General features: G+C 41.1%; 16 protein-coding genes. 7 read left to right on the plus strand and 9 right to left on the minus strand.

Annotation, left to right across the window (positions count from 1 at the left end):
* Window positions 1-3: 3 nt before the first annotated feature.
* The 9 genes from BFS30_RS11150 to miaB form a co-directional block, all read right to left on the minus strand.
* On the minus strand, window positions 4-1431 hold the full coding sequence (locus tag BFS30_RS11150; RefSeq protein ID WP_069379364.1) for an L-serine ammonia-lyase: 1428 nt from the start codon (window positions 1429-1431) through the stop codon (window positions 4-6).
* 78 nt (window positions 1432-1509) lie between these two features.
* The gene (locus BFS30_RS11155; protein ID WP_069379365.1) at window positions 1510-2166 is read right to left on the minus strand and encodes an MgtC/SapB family protein; all 657 of its coding nucleotides are present in this window, start codon (window positions 2164-2166) and stop codon (window positions 1510-1512) included.
* Window positions 2167-2239: 73 nt separating this feature from the next.
* Window positions 2240-3880 carry a chaperonin GroEL gene (groL, locus tag BFS30_RS11160; protein ID WP_069379366.1) on the minus strand — a complete coding sequence of 547 codons (1641 nt, stop codon included), beginning with the start codon at window positions 3878-3880 and terminating at the stop codon, window positions 2240-2242.
* A gap of 58 nt (window positions 3881-3938) precedes the next feature.
* Window positions 3939-4232, minus strand: a complete 294-nt coding sequence (gene groES / locus BFS30_RS11165; protein ID WP_069379367.1) for a co-chaperone GroES — start codon at window positions 4230-4232, stop codon at window positions 3939-3941.
* Window positions 4233-4450: 218 nt separating this feature from the next.
* Complete coding sequence (gene secG / locus BFS30_RS11170) at window positions 4451-4795, minus strand: preprotein translocase subunit SecG (RefSeq protein WP_069379368.1); 345 nt, start codon at window positions 4793-4795, stop codon at window positions 4451-4453.
* A gap of 14 nt (window positions 4796-4809) precedes the next feature.
* A complete protein-coding gene (locus BFS30_RS11175) occupies window positions 4810-5847 on the minus strand; it encodes a hypothetical protein (RefSeq protein WP_069379369.1) in 1038 nt (345 codons plus the stop codon).
* Between the two features lie 31 nt (window positions 5848-5878).
* Window positions 5879-6388, minus strand: coding sequence for an LptE family protein (locus BFS30_RS11180; protein ID WP_069379370.1), 510 nt, complete (start codon window positions 6386-6388; stop codon window positions 5879-5881).
* A gap of 31 nt (window positions 6389-6419) precedes the next feature.
* A complete protein-coding gene (locus BFS30_RS11185) occupies window positions 6420-7652 on the minus strand; it encodes a sigma-54 interaction domain-containing protein (protein ID WP_069379371.1) in 1233 nt (410 codons plus the stop codon).
* Window positions 7653-7670: 18 nt separating this feature from the next.
* Window positions 7671-9119 carry a tRNA (N6-isopentenyl adenosine(37)-C2)-methylthiotransferase MiaB gene (miaB, locus tag BFS30_RS11190; RefSeq protein WP_069379372.1) on the minus strand — a complete coding sequence of 483 codons (1449 nt, stop codon included), beginning with the start codon at window positions 9117-9119 and terminating at the stop codon, window positions 7671-7673.
* Window positions 9120-9278: 159 nt separating this feature from the next.
* Between miaB and BFS30_RS11195 the strand changes: the two genes are divergently transcribed.
* The 7 genes from BFS30_RS11195 to BFS30_RS11225 all read left to right on the plus strand — a co-directional run bounded on the left by BFS30_RS11195 (window position 9279) and on the right by BFS30_RS11225 (window position 16693).
* Window positions 9279-10079: a TIGR04325 family methyltransferase gene (locus tag BFS30_RS11195; RefSeq protein ID WP_069379373.1), complete on the plus strand. Its 801-nt coding sequence runs from the start codon at window positions 9279-9281 to the stop codon at window positions 10077-10079.
* Window positions 10072-11079 (plus strand): glycosyl transferase, encoded by a 1008-nt coding sequence (locus BFS30_RS11200; RefSeq protein ID WP_069379374.1) that lies wholly within the window; start codon window positions 10072-10074, stop codon window positions 11077-11079. Before BFS30_RS11195 ends, BFS30_RS11200 begins: the two co-directional genes overlap by 8 nt.
* A 172-nt stretch (window positions 11080-11251) precedes the next feature.
* Complete coding sequence (locus BFS30_RS11205; protein WP_237028739.1) at window positions 11252-11677, plus strand: hypothetical protein; 426 nt, start codon at window positions 11252-11254, stop codon at window positions 11675-11677.
* Window positions 11678-11686: 9 nt separating this feature from the next.
* A complete protein-coding gene (locus BFS30_RS11210; RefSeq protein WP_069379376.1) occupies window positions 11687-12298 on the plus strand; it encodes an RNA polymerase sigma factor in 612 nt (203 codons plus the stop codon).
* Window positions 12299-12310: 12 nt separating this feature from the next.
* On the plus strand, window positions 12311-13312 hold the full coding sequence (locus BFS30_RS11215; RefSeq protein WP_069379377.1) for a FecR family protein: 1002 nt from the start codon (window positions 12311-12313) through the stop codon (window positions 13310-13312).
* Window positions 13312-15864 carry a TonB-dependent receptor gene (locus BFS30_RS11220; RefSeq protein WP_083252016.1) on the plus strand — a complete coding sequence of 851 codons (2553 nt, stop codon included), beginning with the start codon at window positions 13312-13314 and terminating at the stop codon, window positions 15862-15864. Before BFS30_RS11215 ends, BFS30_RS11220 begins: the two co-directional genes overlap by 1 nt.
* A 1-nt stretch (window position 15865) precedes the next feature.
* Entirely contained in the window at window positions 15866-16693 is an 828-nt protein-coding gene (locus BFS30_RS11225) for a DUF4249 family protein (RefSeq protein ID WP_069379378.1), read from the plus strand.
* The last annotated feature ends 50 nt before the right edge of the window (window positions 16694-16743 follow it).

Raw genomic sequence — 16743 nt, forward strand, 5'->3', positions numbered from 1 at the left:
GGATTAACATTCCGGTAAGCTGATCGGAATATTGGTGGCCAAACCTCCGTCAGAAGTCTCTTTATACTTGGAATTCATGTCTAAAGCAGTTTCCCACATGGTATTCACCACTGCATCCAGACTAACCTTTGCTTTGTCAGGATTACTTTGTAAAGCAAGCTGGCTGGCGGTAATCGCTTTTATTGCACCCATCGTATTCCTCTCGATACAAGGAATCTGTACCAGGCCTCCAATAGGATCGCAGGTTAATCCCAAATGATGTTCCATGGCAATCTCCGCCGCCATTAATACCTGGCGCTGAGAACCTCCTAAACACTCTGTAAGTGCGGCTGCGGCCATTGCAGAAGAAACCCCTATTTCTGCCTGACATCCACCCATGGCTGCAGAGATGGTGGCCCCTTTTTTAAAGATACTGCCTACTTCTGAAGCACAGGCGATAAACTGACTGATTTTTTCATCTGTATAACCGTCACAGAAGGTGATATAATACTGAAGAACTGCAGGAATTACCCCTGCTGCACCATTGGTCGGGGCAGTAACTACCCGGCCAAATGAAGCGTTTTCTTCATTTACGGCAAGGGCAAAACAACTCACCCAGTCCAGGATATAGTTAAAACCATTTCCACCATTTCTAATGGCCATAATCCAGCTTTCGTAATTGGTATAGGTACTGTTGCCAATCAGGCGTTTATTCAATGCACAGGCTCTTCTTCCAACATTCAGTCCTCCCGGTAAAAAACCAGCAGTATGACAACCCCTGTAAGTACAGTCTTTCATCACATTGAAGTGTTGCATGATGCCCTTTCTGGTCTCCGCTTCCGGACGCCAGGCAAGTTCATTTTCCATCACCACCTCAGAAACTTTTAATCCGGTCGTTAAACACCAGTGTAAAAGGTCGGATGCTTTCTCTACCGGGAAAGGAAGATCCACCTGTTCTTTATCACTGCCGCTTTCTCCTTCTTTTACCACAAAACCTCCACCTATAGAGTAATAGGTTTCGGAAATGGCTTTTCCGGTATTTAAGAAGGCCTGGAAAGTAACGGCATTGGGATGAAAAGGAAGGCTTTCAAAAAAGAGAAACACCAGGTCTTCCTCATAATTGAACGTAATATTTCGTTCGCCATTCAGGTTCAGCACCTGATAGGTTTTGATCTCTTCTATGGTAGAGTCAATGGCATTTACATCAAAAGTCACCGGATCTGCATCATTTAACCCTAAAAGAATGGCCACATCGGTTCCATGCCCCTTCCCGGTTTTTGCTAAAGAGCCATATAATAAAATCTTGATCTGATCGACCTGTGGTAACAGGTCTTTTTCTTTTAACGATGCAGTAAATTGCTGCGCTGCCCGCCATGGGCCCAACGTGTGCGAGCTTGATGGTCCAACGCCTATCTTAAAAATATCAAAAACTGAGATCTGTTCCCTTTGCATATTACAAATCTAATATAGTTTTGGGACATTTTGGGCTTTTGAACCTGCTTAAAAGGCATATAATTGAAAGATTTAGGATTAAAAATCGAAGGCGATGATGTTTTTATCCTGCAACATCCGGTCCACAAATCGTTTGTGGTTTTTAGGACTTCCGATGGCTACCCAGGTTCCGCTGATGATTCCATCAGCCAGTTGCTGTTTCCCCCTGCTTAGTTTTAACCGGGAGGTTTTGATGTGTTCTTCATATTTCTCCAGGCTTTCATTCTCATACTTCTTTACGATCCGGTAAACCCGTTTTGTAAAACGCTGCTCTACCATGTTTTCGATAAAAGGGAAGGTGAGTAAAGCGAGGAGGACAACCAGTGTTACGCCAACAGCCTGCTCCATATACCCGGCGCCGATAGCCATCCCGATTGCTGCAACAATCCAGATCACGCAGGCCGTGGTCAGGCCTTTTACCTGATTGTCTTCTTTGAAAATTACCCCCGCACCAAGGAATCCAATTCCCGTGACAATATTGGAGGCAATCCTGTCATGGCTTGTTAAGCCAATCTTAATGGATAAAATGGTAAATAGGGTAGAACCCAGGCCAATCATGATCATGGTCTTCAGGCCTGCTTGTTTACTCCTGAATTCCCTTTCTGCACCGATCAGGCCGCAAAGTAATGTAGCCAGCAAAAATTTATAGACTTCGGTCTGGGTAAGGAAGTGGTTGTTCTCTAAAATATTTTCCATAGCATTACAAAACTAAATATAACAAAAAAACCCGCCATAAGACGGGTTTTTCTATTTCGTGAAAAGGGGATGATTACATCATTCCACCCATACCACCGCCACCCATTGGAGGCATACCTGCACCAGCAGGAGCATCTTCAGGATCATCAGCTAATACGCATTCTGTTGTTAACAACATTGCTGCAATAGAAGCTGCGTTTTCAAGTGCAACACGACCAACTTTAGTCGGATCGATAACACCTGCAGCGATTAAGTTTTCATATACGTCAGTACGTGCATTGTAGCCAAAGTCAGCTTTACCTTCTTTAACTTTTTGTACCACGATAGAACCTTCAATACCTGCATTCTGACAGATTTGACGTAATGGCTCTTCGATTGCACGTTTTACAATAGCAATACCAGTAGTTTCATCATCGTTGCTACCTTTCATTCCTTCTAAGGCTTCAATAGCACGGATGAAAGCAACACCACCACCGGCAACGATACCTTCTTCAACCGCAGCACGGGTTGCATGTAATGCATCGTCAACACGGTCTTTTTTCTCTTTCATTTCAACTTCAGAAGCTGCACCAACATAAAGAACTGCAACACCACCAGCTAATTTAGCCAGACGCTCTTGTAATTTCTCTTTGTCATAATCAGATGTAGTAGTCTCGATTTGAGCTTTGATCTGGTTAACGCGGGCTTTGATATCTTCCGATTTACCAGCACCATTGATTACTGTAGTATTGTCTTTATCTACTACAACTTTCTCCGCAGTACCTAAATAGCTAAGGTCAGCATTCTCTAATTTATAACCTCTTTCTTCAGAAATTACAGTACCACCAGTTAGAATTGCGATGTCTTCTAACATGGCTTTTCTACGGTCACCGAAACCTGGAGCTTTAACCGCAACAACTTTCAGAGATCCACGGATCTTGTTCACTACCAATGTAGCCAATGCTTCGCCATCTAAGTCTTCAGCAATGATCAATAATGGTTTTCCTGTTTGTACTTGTTTCTCTAAAACCGGCAACAATTCTTTCATGTTGCTGATTTTTTTGTCATAGATTAAAATGTAAGGGTTTTCTAATTCCGCTTCCATTTTATCTGCATTAGTTACGAAGTAAGGAGATAAGTAACCACGGTCAAATTGCATACCTTCTACTGTTTTTACTTCAGTTTCAGTACCTTTTGCTTCTTCCACAGTAATTACACCGTCTTTACCTACTTTACCCATTGCCTCTGCAATAAGAGAACCGATAACTTCATCATTGTTTGCTGAGATAGAAGCAACCTGTTTGATTTTGTTATTGTCTTCACCTACAGTCTGAGACTGAGATTTTAAGTTAGCCACAATTGCAGAAACTGCTTTGTCGATACCACGTTTCAAATCCATTGGATTTGCACCGGCAGCAACGTTTTTAATACCTGCAGTTACAATTGCCTGTGCCAATACAGTTGCAGTTGTAGTTCCGTCACCTGCAATATCTGCAGTTTTTGAAGCCACTTCTTTAACCATTTGAGCACCCATATTTTCGATTGGGTCTTTTAATTCAATTTCTTTAGCTACAGTTACACCATCTTTAGTGATTGCTGGTGAGCCAAATTTTTTGTCGATAATTACATTACGTCCTTTTGGACCTAGGGTTACTTTTACTGCATTAGCCAAAATATCCACACCTCTTTTCAGGGCGTCACGGGCTTCTACATTATATTTTACTTGCTTTGCCATTTTAAAATATTGTTATTAATGATTGATTGTTGTAAGGTTGAATCGGTTAATCCAACAATTAAAGAACTGCGTAAAGATCAGATTCACGCATAATAAGATACTCTTTACCTTCAAAAGTAATTTCAGTACCACCGTATTTGCCATATAAAACCTGGTCACCAGCTTTAACGCTCAACGGGATTAAATTACCTGTAGACTCGGCATATTTACCAGGGCCTACTGCAACTACTGTTCCTTGCTGAGGTTTTTCTTTAGCTGTATCAGGAATATAGATACCCGAAGCTGTTTTTTCTTCGGCAGGAGCAGCTTCAATTACTACTCTATCTGCAATGGGTTTAATGTTTAAAGCCATAACTTATTATTGTTTTTAATTTTAAAATTAATGTAAAATATTACGTGCTCCTGGTACATCAGTTTCTATGCCAAGGCAGTTTTGCTTGCCAAATTTACACTGCATTGTCAGCTAAAGGATTAGGGTAAACCGTTTTTGTGTCAGAGTGGCAGAATTGTATTTCATAAAAAAAGTCCGGTATGTGATATACCGGACTTTTTTAATATCGTGTTGGAAATTTATTTCTTTGTTGTATCTGCTTTTGCTGGTGTCGTAGCAGCCGGTGCAGAGGTTCCAATTGGAGATGGAGTAGGGATCTTATCCAGTTGCTCCTGGATTTTAGAATCTACTGCTGATGAAGAACCACCCGATTTTGCAATGGTAGTAATGGATAAAGTCAGCACTACGATCAATGCTAATAATACCCAGGTGCCTTTTTCAAGAACATCACCAGTACGTTGAACGCCAAACATGTTGCTGCCTGATCCGCCTGTTGCAAGGCCACCACCTTTAGGATTTTGTATCAAAACAAATAACGCTAGAGCAATGCAGACAATGATTAACAAAATAATTAAAAAAAGCATAATAGTTTATATGGTTAAATTTTCTTTTCTATGGATTGGATAAGGTCGGCAAAGTAACGGCTTTTTTCTGGAAACTTCAAACTTAATTTTTCATAAGTCTCTATGGCCTTGTCATAAAGCATTTGTTCAATGTAGATCTTTGCAAGGGTCTCAGATACCAGGTCATTGTGGTCTTCAGCACTCTTTTTGGCCTTATTCTCGGTATTGATTTGTTCCGCATTCGGAGGGCTGATCTGAGGATCATTCTTCAGAAAACTCTCTATAATATCAGTTCCTTTATGTGTATTACGTAAATTAGACGGCGTATAATCACTTTCTCCGGCCTCTGCAAAAGGACTTTGCAAATGGAAAATATGTTCTACATATTGTTGCTGTAACTCATTCGGCCTTCCAGTTTGAGTAGCAGGTTCCTTTTTAAGGGTAACATAGGGCTGGAAGATCTGCTGATATTCTTTTCTTGTTTTATGTAGCCACCACAGGAAGGTATAAGGCAATTGGTCGTCATCATATTTGCTAACCACAACCGGTTCTTCTTTTTCCTCCCCTTCATGTACCTCTTCTTTAGAAGTCTTTTCCTCAGGTAATTCTTCGGGTGCAGGTTCGGGACTAAAATTATCCTGAAAAGCGAAAAAGTCTGTAGACACAATGTTCTCCAGCACGAAATCATCCGCTACCTTTTCCTGATCTGAAGGCTGCGCTGTTGCAGGATCCTCTTTTTCTTCCTGAACCTCGTCCAGAACCACCTCATCCAGTGCCTCGGGTTGGTTATTGAGCTGATCAAAGGCCGGCGAAAAAACAACATTGAACCTGGTGTTTACCAGGTAATCAGGCTCATAAAGGAAGTTGTGCAGCAACTGCCCGTTAGTATATAAAGCTGCAGTAGCTACATTTGTAGCTTCTGACCCTGCTTTTGCCAGTAAAAGATGTAATGGCTGGAAGTAAGGATATGAGGATACCAGGTCTTTTAACATAGGGGCATGATCGGGTCTTACCTTTTCCGGTTCCGCCAATAATACCGCCAGTTCTTGTTTAATGTCTATTTCCTGCTCCACGTTGCTAAGTTAACAATTGAAATTTCAATTTCTACCAATTTGCAAATGCACGGTTAAAAATATCTTCTGATAGAAGGGTCAATACCTGGTCAATCAGGCCCGCTTCCTGAGACTGGAAATTTTGCCCTGCCGTTGGAAAATCTACAAAACGCTCAAAAGATTCTTCGTAACTCAGCTTGGGGTTCAGGTTGTTGGTATATTTAACATTGACCCTGACCGTCATCCTGTTTGTTCCGCTTGCGGTTTGTCCGCGGTTGTTGGCATCCTGAATAGTAGTAGGCCGGATATCATAATTTGTAATGGTCCCTGCGAAAACACCATGTGCGTCATTAGTTGTCATGTTCAGACTGGTCTGGTTACGGATCCTGTTCCTTAAGTTTTCGGTAAACTTGCTCGACATATCTGGAACCACCAGGGGTGCATTGTTTTCAAAAAATGTTACATTAACCGTTTTCATCTCGGCTGGAATAGAGGCCCCGTTAAATTTAATAGAACAGGAACTGAAGAGCGCAACGATGAATAGGATATATAATTTTTTCATTGGAATATGATTCTTAAAGCCTGTTGCCGGGCTAGTTTAAATTGAGCTCTTTAATTTTTCTATATAAAGTACGTTCAGAAATACCAAGCTCCTGCGCTGCAAATTTTCGCTTTCCTTTATGTTTCTTCAAAGCCTTTTTAATCAGATCGGATTCCTTATCAATCAAAGATAAAGACTCTTCAACCTCTTCAGCTTCCTGAGTATAGTTATAATCCACAGGTGCATTCTGAACCGGTTTTTTGATGGTAAAAGTAGGCTCATTGATGGTCTGATCTACTTCCTGATAAAGCTGATTGATGTAATGTGGGTTATCCGCAATGATGTGCGAGGTATTGCCCCCACTTTGAATGATCTCTGCAACCAGCTTTTTCAACTCCATCATGTCCTTCTTCATGTCGAACAGCACTTTATAAAGAATATCCCGCTCGGTATAATCTTCTTTATTATTTGTACCATTGATGGCTACAGGAAGGTTTGTTGCACTCTCATTGGGAATGTAATTGAGTAATGCCGCAGGGCTGACATTCCGGTCTTTCTCCAATACACAGATCTGTTCCGCAATGTTTTTCAGCTGTCTTACGTTTCCCGGCCAGCTGTAGTTGCTGAGCAATTGAATGGCTTCAGGCTCCAGTTGAATTCCCGGACTCCTGTATTTATCACTAAAGTCAGCAGAGAATTTTCTGAATAATAAATAAATATCTTCCTTACGTTCGTGCAATGCCGGAATACGTAGGGGAACAGTATTCAGACGGTAATATAAATCCTCCCGGAATTTACCCGATTTTACCCGGTTATACACATCCACATTGGTGGCAGCAATAATACGGACATCAGTTTTCTGTACTTTGGAAGAACCTACGCGTAAATATTCGCCACTCTCCAGAATCCTCAGTAAACGGGCCTGGGTTCCCAATGGCAATTCGGCTACCTCATCTAAAAAGATGGTTCCACCATTGGCCACTTCAAAATAACCTTTACGGGCTTCGTGTGCACCGGTAAAAGAGCCTTTCTCATGTCCGAATAACTCTGAATCTATTGTCCCTTCCGGAATGGCACCGCAGTTTACCGCAATAAAAGCCCCGTGTTTACGGGTACTCATCTGATGGATGATATGGGAGAAAACCTCTTTACCACTTCCGCTTTCTCCGGTAATTAAAACCGACATGTCTGTTGGTGCAACTTGTCTGGCGATATCTATTGCCCGGTTCAATAGCGGAGAGCCCCCTATAATCCCGAACCGGTTCTTAATGTCTTGTATGTCCAAAGTAATTTGTTTTTTTAATTAAACAATTTCGGGTACTTCAACTGCAATTGTTCCTAGTAACGTTGCCGATGTACAACGGTCAATGTGAACATTTACGTACTGGCCAGCCTTAACTCCTGCTGCTGCAGGAAAAACAACCATCGCATTCTGATCATTCCTTCCGCAAAGGTCCTTGTCGGATTTTTTGGAAGTACCCTCCACTAGAATCCTAACAGTTTTTCCTACGAATTGTTGTAGACGGAACAAAGAAGTTTCCTGTTGTTTAAGTAATATTTCTGCTAACCTGCGTTTTTTTACTTCTTCCGGAACATCATCTTCCAGTTTTCTTGCTGCAAGTGTACCTGGTCTTTCGGAATAACTAAACGTAAATGCAAAATCATAACCTACATAATCCATCATGGTCAATGTCTCCTGATGTTCTTCTTCTGTTTCTGTACAAAAACCGGCAATGATATCAGATGAAATGGCGCAACCAGGAATGATGCGTCTGATGGCATCAATTCTATTGATGTACCACTCACGGGTATAGGTTCTGTTCATTAATTCCAATACCCTGCTGCTACCAGACTGAACAGGCAGGTGGATGTAATTACAGATGTTATCGTATTTGGCGATGGCGTATAATACCTCGTCGGTAATGTCTTTAGGGTGTGAAGTCGAAAACCTGATCCTTAAATCAGGACTGATCAGAGCCACTTTTTCCAGAAGCTGGGCAAAGTTAACTTCTATCTCTGCATTTTCTTCCGCATCAGCACCTTTCCACTTATAAGAATCTACATTTTGTCCCAGTAAGGTAACCTCTTTATAACCCTTATCGAATAGGTCCTGTGCTTCGGCCAGAATAGAGTGTGGATCTCTGCTTCTCTCACGTCCTCTGGTAAAAGGAACAACGCAGAAAGAACACATGTTATCACAACCACGCATGATCGAAATAAATGCCGTGATCCCATTTCCGTTCAGCCTTACCGGACTAATATCCGCATAGGTCTCCTCACGCGACAGTAAAACGTTAATGGCTTTATGTCCTTCTTCTACCTGACTGATCAATTGGGGAAGGTCACGGTAGGCATCCGGTCCAACGACCATATCTACCAGTTTTTCTTCTTCCAGGAATTTTGATTTCAAACGTTCCGCCATACAGCCTAAAACGCCAACCACCAATTTTGGATTCCTGCGTTTTTCAGCTCCAAACTGAGACAGACGGTTGCGCACTCTTTGTTCTGCATTTTCGCGAATAGAACAGGTATTGATGAACACCACATCAGCCTGATGATAATCACTGGTGGTCTCAAATCCCTGATCTTTTAATATCGAGGCAACGATCTCACTATCTGCAAAATTCATCTGACAACCATAGCTTTCAATATAAAGCTTTCGTCCATTGAGTACCTCTGGTGCATCAATAACTAAAGCCTCGCCCTGGCGCTCTTCATCGTGTGTCTTATCGGTTAGCTGTAAATCAATCATAAATGTTTAACATTTTTCTGGGCTTCAAAAATACACAATTATATTGATAAATGACAAAGTGGCAGCATCTTTAAACCCGAAAATAAATCTGAGAATCCTATAGGACCTTTTTAGCAAAGCATTGTCTTTAAAGACAAAATCGAGCTAATTAATTCTTGTATGTTCAAAAATCTGTTTGTAAAACGCCAAAAGAGTCAATACGGGTGGTTTGGTAATTATTCCTCCTGGGCGGAAGTGGCTGCCGAAACGGGCGGTTATGATGCCGGCGTAATTCTGGAACGGACAAAAGAGGCAATATTGAAGGTGAAAAAGGGAGAAGCAGTTTATGAACGTGATTCTGTTGTCTTTGATAAAAAAGAATATCCTTTTCCACTCATCACTTTTCTTCTCCATAGTGCTTCGCTAAATAAAAAACCACTTCATGTACTGGATTTCGGAGGGTCGTTGGGGAGTACTTATTTCCAGGTAAAAGAATTTCTGACACCGGATGTCTGTGCCAGCTGGAATGTGGTGGAGCAAGGGCATTATGTGGAATGTGGAAAAGCACACTTTGAAGATGAAATACTAAAATTCTATGAAAGTATTGATGCCTGTAAGGCAGAAAAGGAAATAGATCTGGTGGTATTGTCTTCCAGCATTCAATACCTGGAAAAGCCACACGATTTTCTGAAACAACTCGCTGCTTATCATTTCCCATTTCTCTTGTTTGACCGTACCGCTTTTCATTACGGGGAGGCCGACAGGCTAACCCTGCAACGGGTGCCCCCCGAAATTTATCCTGCCTCTTATCCATCCTGGTTTTTTAATGAAAAGGCTTTTCTAAGCCACTTTTCTGGCCAATACGAGATCAGAGCTGAATTTACCTCTTATGTAAAAGGGGAGGAAACGATGCTGATTGACGAGGTTCAATCAGGTTACGACAAAGGTTTTTACTTAATTAATTCATCTACCCATGCTTAATTTTTGCACCTTATTTAACACAACTTACCTCTCACGTGGTCTGGCCATGTACCATTCACTGGAGAAACATTGTGCAGATTTTCATCTGTATATATTTGCCTTTGATCAGCATTGCTTTGAAGCGTTGTCTAAACTGGCCCTGGCACATGTAACCGTAGTGAGCCTGAAAGAATTTGAAAATGAAAACCTGTTGGCGGCGAAATCGGAACGGACTGCGCAGGAATATTGCTGGACCTGTGGCTCTTCTACGATCAAACACTGTATTGATACTTTTAATCTGGACCATTGCACATATGTGGATGCAGATCTTTTGTTCTTTAAAGATCCACAGATATTAATTGATGAAATGGGAGAGAAATCGGTATTGATTACTGAACACAGGTATACACCTGCTCATGATCAGGCCAGTGCAAGTGGCATCTACTGCGTACAGTTTATGACCTTTAAAAATACGGAAGAAGGAATGTCTGTTCTGAACTGGTGGGTAAATGCTTGTCTGGAATGGTGCTTCAACCGATATGAAGACAATAAATTTGGAGATCAGAAATATCTGGACGACTGGACAGAAAGGTTTGACTGTGTACATGTCCTTAAACACCTTGGTGGTGGCGTGGCACCATGGAATATACAACAGTATGCCTTTAAGACCAGATCGGGTAAATCTGTAGGTATAGAATTATCTGGAAAGCAGGATTTTGATCTGGTTTTTTACCATTATCATGGATTCAGCTATTTCCTGAAAACAAGCTACATGCTTACACATAAAAGGTATTGCCTGAATAGAAATCAGATTAAACATATTTACAAGCCTTATGTTAAAGCGCTTTCAGCAGCAGAACAGCAGATCAATGCGAGTGTGGATGGTATTGTGCCCTACGCGATAAATAACGGGCCGGAATGGGTGAACAAGATGACAGGGCGAAACCTATTGTTTTCTCTGAGAGGATTTTATAAGCATTTTTATACCAAATGGTCTATTAAATATAGTTTCCTTTATTAAATTTAAAAAACAATAATATACTGATGAAATGATCGGTGTCAGGATTTTTTCATAACCATCAAAAAAAATACATTGCAATAAAAAAGTTAGTAATTTAGTCCCTGGCTAAAATTACAACATGTGGCAGATTAGAGATCAGAGGGTTATATTTTTAAGGATAGGGATTTTGTGTATGATCGCTTGTATATGGGCTTGTAAAAAAGTGCCCGTAGGAGATCAGAAAATTAAACCTCCGGTACGGTCCTATATTGTAACGGCCAGAATTGATAAGAAAGGAACCAATACCAACTCTGAAGGAACAGCAATGTTAAAAGGAAGATACGACGAAGGAACGAAAGTATTGAGTTATAAGTTGGAATACAGAAACCTGATTCCGGAGGAAATCAGCCTTAGAAACGGACCAAAAGGCTCCAGAGGAACATTAACTGCAATTATTTATAAGAATACCGGAGCAACAGTGCCCTTGCCTTTATCCGGAACACTTACATTAACTCCCCTGCAGGAAAGAAATCTGGTCAAAGGTTTTTGGTTTGTCTCGGTTAATACCTTAGCACTGTCTCCTGAAATTTCAGGAATATTGACGCTGAAACAAAATTAGGATTGCATCATGAGTAAAGACCCGATGTGTAGCCTGATTGAAGAAGATGTGAGATTGATCAGCGCCATCAGTAGAAAAGATAAAAAGGTGTTTGAAGCCTTTTATAAGAAATATTATAAACAGTTGTTCAGTACCGCTTACCGTTATGTAGGACAGGCTGAAGCCGCTGAGGAAATTGTTCATGATTTGTTTATTGCCATATGGAATAAGGCAGATCAGCTAAATATCCAGTATTCAATGAAAAGTTATCTGTTCAGGGCAATTGTAAATTCCTCCTTGAATTTCATCAAAAAGGAAAAGATAGATACGGAAAAACAATTGGCCTGGATGGCAGCTCATGATGGATATGAATCTTTGGAGGAAGCAAATGAAAACAATGAAATATTGTTGAAAAATCTCGAAGAAGCCCTGTCCCTGTTGCCCGCCAAATGTAAACAGGTGATGTATCTGAGCCGTTTTGGGAAATTGAAACAACAGGAGATCGCAGATCAGATGGGGATTTCCCTGAAAACAGTTAAAAACCATTTGACCTATGGCTTTCAGAAGCTTAGGGAGCACCTTGGAAAATATGGACAGGCACTCATTTCTTTGATCCTGTTCTTAAAAATAATGATACGCTAACTCACCTTTACAATGGAGAATTTTGAAACAAATGAAGAAATTATTTTTGGACTGATCATAGACGATCTGGACAATAACATAACACCGGCAAATAAGGAGTTGTTGAAACAGTGGAGAGCAACAGATCCGGTCAATGAAAAAACCTATCAGGAATTTCTGCATGTTCAGGTGAATCTTGATAAATTGGTGGTGCGTCTGGATATTGATGCCCAACGTTCATGGGAATCTCTTGATAAAAAAATAGAAGAAGCACCTGTTCTGGAAGAACTCGTTTTATTGAAAGAAGAAAAACAACATTATTTCTGGCTTAAAATAGCTGCATTATTGCTTGTAACCTGTAGCCTGGGATATTATTTTGTTTGGAGGAGCAGTGATGTGGTCATTAGTACTGACCAGCAAACTACTTTAACCAAGGTGGTACTTCCAGACGGAACAGAAGTAAAATTGAATGCAGCAACCACCATCAGCTATAACAAACGGAACTTTAAAACAGACCGTAAACTGGAACTACTGAAAGGGGAAGTTTTCATAAATGTGGCAAAAGATGATCATTCCGGATTCAGGGTGGACATGGGAGAACTGGAAGCAAAGGATATTGGTACCCGTTTTAACATTCACAAATCGGATCATAAAATAGCAGTAATTGTTGAAGATGGTGAAGTTGCCCTGCGTCAGCGCAGCACAAATATAGAAGTGCTTTTAACACCTGGAAAACTAGGGCTCTATAATCCGCTGACAAAAAAATTGATTGCTGAAAATAACCCGGACCTTAATTATAAGGCATGGATAGATAAAAGCTTTGTTTTTACGGCATTTCCTTTAACCCAGGTAGTTGATCAGCTGGAAAAAGCGTACAACTCCAGGATCGACATAAAAGGAGAAGACCTTAAAATAAGAAAATTAACCGCCAGCCTGAAATATGAAACCTTGGATAGCGCCCTTGCGGTTATTTCTGCATCTTTGCAATGTAAAGTGAGAAAATCGCAGGACACTTATATCTTATCCGACAATTAATGACTTCATACAGGCGGCTTTACTGCCTTTTTATTCTCCTTTTTTTTACCGGCAGCATCAGGTTGTGTGCCCAGACTAAAAATGTACTGGATAATCCGCTGAGTATTCATATCCCTGCCAATTCCTTGATCGAGGTGCTCAACCTGCTCGAGTCAAAAGCGAACTGCAGCTTTGCCTATGACCCGGATCAGTTGCGCAATGTACAAACAGGCCCTTTTCATTTTTCTAAAACCCCATTGAGGAGTATTTTGGAAAAGGTGCTCTTCGGAACAAGGCTGGATTTTAAGCTGATTGGATACGATATTGTAATTGCCCCGGCCGCTAAACCAAAAATATGGACCATCCGTGGACACATAAGGGATCATGCCAGCGGAGAAGAACTGATCGGAGCCACCATATATCTGCCGGAACTGGGCGTAGGGATCAATACCAATCAATATGGCTTTTATGCCATTTCCGTTCCCGAAGGGAATTACCAGATACAGATCTCTCATACAGGTTATCAGACAAAAGAAGAAAATACGCGTTTAGAGGGGAATGTGGAAATGGAAATTGAGCTCCGTCAGAAAACAAATCGCCTGGAAGAAGTGGAGATCAGACAGTCCGCAATAGCTCCCAATCCCATTTTATTAAACGAGCAGAATTTTGGCGTTAAACAGCTTAATAATACGACTTATTACGCAGGAGAGACCGATGTAGTGAAAAGATTGCAAATGCAGAACGGAATCAAATCTATGTCGGAGGGAAGCTCAGGGTTATTTGTCAGAGGAGGAAATACAGACCAGAATCTGGTGATGCTGGACGAGGCAATAGTCTATAACCCTTCACATTTATATGGACTGGTCTCTGTATTTAACCCTGATGTGGTGAACAATGTCCAGATCTACAGAGATTATATGCCAGCGAATTTTGGAGGAAGGCTTTCTTCTGTAGTGGTCAACAGAATGGCAGAAGGCAACAATAAGGAATACCATCTTAGTGGTGGATTGAGTCTGATGTCGGCAAGGCTTGCTGCAGAGGGACCGATCGTAAAGGAAAAAGGATCTTTTATCGTCGCCTTTAGAAGGAGCTTGCTGGATGTTTTTCATAACCGCTTCAAATTATTTAGCCCATATTCTGTCTATTATGACATCAATGCTAAAGCCAACTATAAGCTGGATAAAAATAATAGCGTCTTCTATTCTGTTTATGCTGGTCAGGATAACCTGGTATCCGAAAATTCGTATACTAACAATTGGGGAAACCTGACTTCAACGCTCCGCTGGAACCACATCTTTAATTCAAGAATCTTTCAGAACGTCTCTTTAATTTATAGCGATTACCGCAATCTTCTGGATCTGAACGCGGACACGCTTTCTCAAAAAACGCAATGGAATACTGGCGTCAGGGATTTTACACTAAAGGCAGATTATACTTATTACCACAGCCCGGTCAATCAGATCAAGTTTGGAGTGTCAGGGATTTATCATCTGTTTAATCCAGGTGAAATCCGTAAATCCCCAAACGATGAATTTAATATTCCTCGCGATAAATCTTTGGAAGCAGCGATTTATTATGCGCAACAAATTACCCTGAACAAGTCCTTCGAACTGAGCTATGGCCTGCGTATGGGACTTTTTAAGAATAGTCAGGAACGAAATAATGTATTTGACCCACAGGGAAACCGACTGAATCTAAACGAAGTGAAAGTGTTCATTAATCCGGAGCCCCGTATCAACCTCAGTTACCTGCCAGGTGCAAAAGACCGGATTTTCTTTACTTATAACCGCAATTACCAGTACCTTCAATTAATTCAGAACAGTACATTGGCATTTTCTTCTCTTGAGCCATGGATTCCGGCTTCAAAGAAAATTAAACCACAGCATTCTGATTATTTTTCCCTGGGCTACCGCTATTCGCCAACAAATTATGTACTTTCTTTAAGTGCCTATTATAAATATCTGGACCATCAGCTCGACCTGATTGACCATGCACAGATCATCAAAAATCCGGAAGTGAGGAGTCAGCTGAGAGCAGGCAAGTCAAATGCTTATGGATTGGAGCTGGAGCTGACCAAAACAGAAGGGAAATTCACGGGAACCATCGCATATAGCTATTCCAGGGTTTTTCGTAAAATCGCTGATATTAATTCCGGAAACAGGTTTATCGCAAACTATGACATTCCTCATGAGCTGAAAATCACGGCAAGATATGACCTGACCAGGCAATGGTCTTTTCAGGGCTTCTTTACTTATTCCACCGGCAGGCCATTGACACTTCCTGTTGGTTATTATCAGCATGATGGGTTAAATGTTCCTATCTTTGAGGACAGAAATACGTCGAGATTCCCAGACTTTAGTCGCCTTGACCTCTCTGCACAATACCAGTTCCGGACCCGGGTCTTCGGAAAACGAAAAGTTCTCAGTACGATCTCTGTAGGAACTTACAATCTTTATAACCGGAAGAATCCCTTGTATTATCACCTGAATTCTTCTTCATTTGAAACAAAAAAGAGTAGTATCGAATATGGTCTTGGTTTTTATCCCTGGATCGCTTACAGTTTTAAGATTTAGTATGAACAACTATCGCTTATTAATTGTGTTTCTTTTACTGGGACTTGCAGGCTGTAAGAAATCCCTGGATGATCAGTTTCTGGTCCCAAAACGTCAGTATGACCTTTCTGTGGAAGGTGGGATTAATACACGATTACCTACGCAATATATACGGCTTTCCAAACCAGCTTTGCGTGCTGACCAGACCCCGGCGCCAATTTCAAACGCTGAAGTCAGTGTAAATGACGGAAAGTCTGACATCTTATTTAAGGAATCTGCAGTGCCGGGAATTTATACCGGTCTGATCAGAAGCGAATCCAATTATAACGGGGCATATACCCTGACCATCAAATACAACAATAAGACTTATGTTGCAGTGGATACCCTGAGGCAGGTGGTCAATATTGTCGACGATTTTCTCCCCTTATCTACGAAAGTGGGCCCGGACGGAATGTATAGCGGAACAATACCCAAACATACATTTGGCTATCTGAATCCCAATAAATGGATGATCTCCTACCAGGATATCCCTTTATGGAACCCCGGTAAATTCGACCAGTCTAAATATTATAGTTATACGCATTACCTTGGTTCACCAAATTCACTTTATCCACTTAATAACCTGAAAAGGACTTTTAAGCTGAACAAAGACGATTATATTACGATTTATAAGCTCTCGCTTTCTGAACGCTACGCAAAATATTTGTACGATGTATTCATGGAGACAGATTGGAGTGGGCTTTTTTCCGGTGTTCCTGTAAATGCAACAGGAAATATATCAGGAAATGCCCAGGGATATTTCTATGCTATAGATGTCGATGCCCGAAGATATAAAGCCAGTGAGCTCTAAATATTGATTGTGGCCTTGATATTGCAGGATGTTTAATCAATCTGCAGCTT

Origin of the sequence: Pedobacter steynii (assembly GCF_001721645.1) — a bacterium.
GTDB lineage: Bacteria > Bacteroidota > Bacteroidia > Sphingobacteriales > Sphingobacteriaceae > Pedobacter > Pedobacter steynii_A.

Excerpts from the sequence above, each read along its gene's own strand:
- BFS30_RS11200 (WP_069379374.1), top strand. The coding sequence starts at position 10,072 with ATGCTTAATTTTTGCACCTTATTTAACACAACTTACCTCTCACGTGGT.
- BFS30_RS11220 (WP_083252016.1), top strand. The coding sequence starts at position 13,312 with ATGACTTCATACAGGCGGCTTTACTGCCTTTTTATTCTCCTTTTTTTT.
- secG (WP_069379368.1), bottom strand. The coding sequence starts at position 4,795 with ATGCTTTTTTTAATTATTTTGTTAATCATTGTCTGCATTGCTCTAGCG.
- BFS30_RS11195 (WP_069379373.1), top strand. The coding sequence starts at position 9,279 with ATGTTCAAAAATCTGTTTGTAAAACGCCAAAAGAGTCAATACGGGTGG.
- BFS30_RS11225 (WP_069379378.1), top strand. The coding sequence starts at position 15,866 with ATGAACAACTATCGCTTATTAATTGTGTTTCTTTTACTGGGACTTGCA.
- groES (WP_069379367.1), bottom strand. The coding sequence starts at position 4,232 with ATGGCTTTAAACATTAAACCCATTGCAGATAGAGTAGTAATTGAAGCT.
- BFS30_RS11180 (WP_069379370.1), bottom strand. The coding sequence starts at position 6,388 with ATGAAAAAATTATATATCCTATTCATCGTTGCGCTCTTCAGTTCCTGT.
- BFS30_RS11155 (WP_069379365.1), bottom strand. The coding sequence starts at position 2,166 with ATGGAAAATATTTTAGAGAACAACCACTTCCTTACCCAGACCGAAGTC.
- BFS30_RS11150 (WP_069379364.1), bottom strand. The coding sequence starts at position 1,431 with ATGCAAAGGGAACAGATCTCAGTTTTTGATATTTTTAAGATAGGCGTT.
- miaB (WP_069379372.1), bottom strand. The coding sequence starts at position 9,119 with ATGATTGATTTACAGCTAACCGATAAGACACACGATGAAGAGCGCCAG.
- BFS30_RS11215 (WP_069379377.1), top strand. The coding sequence starts at position 12,311 with ATGGAGAATTTTGAAACAAATGAAGAAATTATTTTTGGACTGATCATA.
- BFS30_RS11205 (WP_237028739.1), top strand. The coding sequence starts at position 11,252 with ATGATCGCTTGTATATGGGCTTGTAAAAAAGTGCCCGTAGGAGATCAG.
- BFS30_RS11210 (WP_069379376.1), top strand. The coding sequence starts at position 11,687 with ATGAGTAAAGACCCGATGTGTAGCCTGATTGAAGAAGATGTGAGATTG.
- groL (WP_069379366.1), bottom strand. The coding sequence starts at position 3,880 with ATGGCAAAGCAAGTAAAATATAATGTAGAAGCCCGTGACGCCCTGAAA.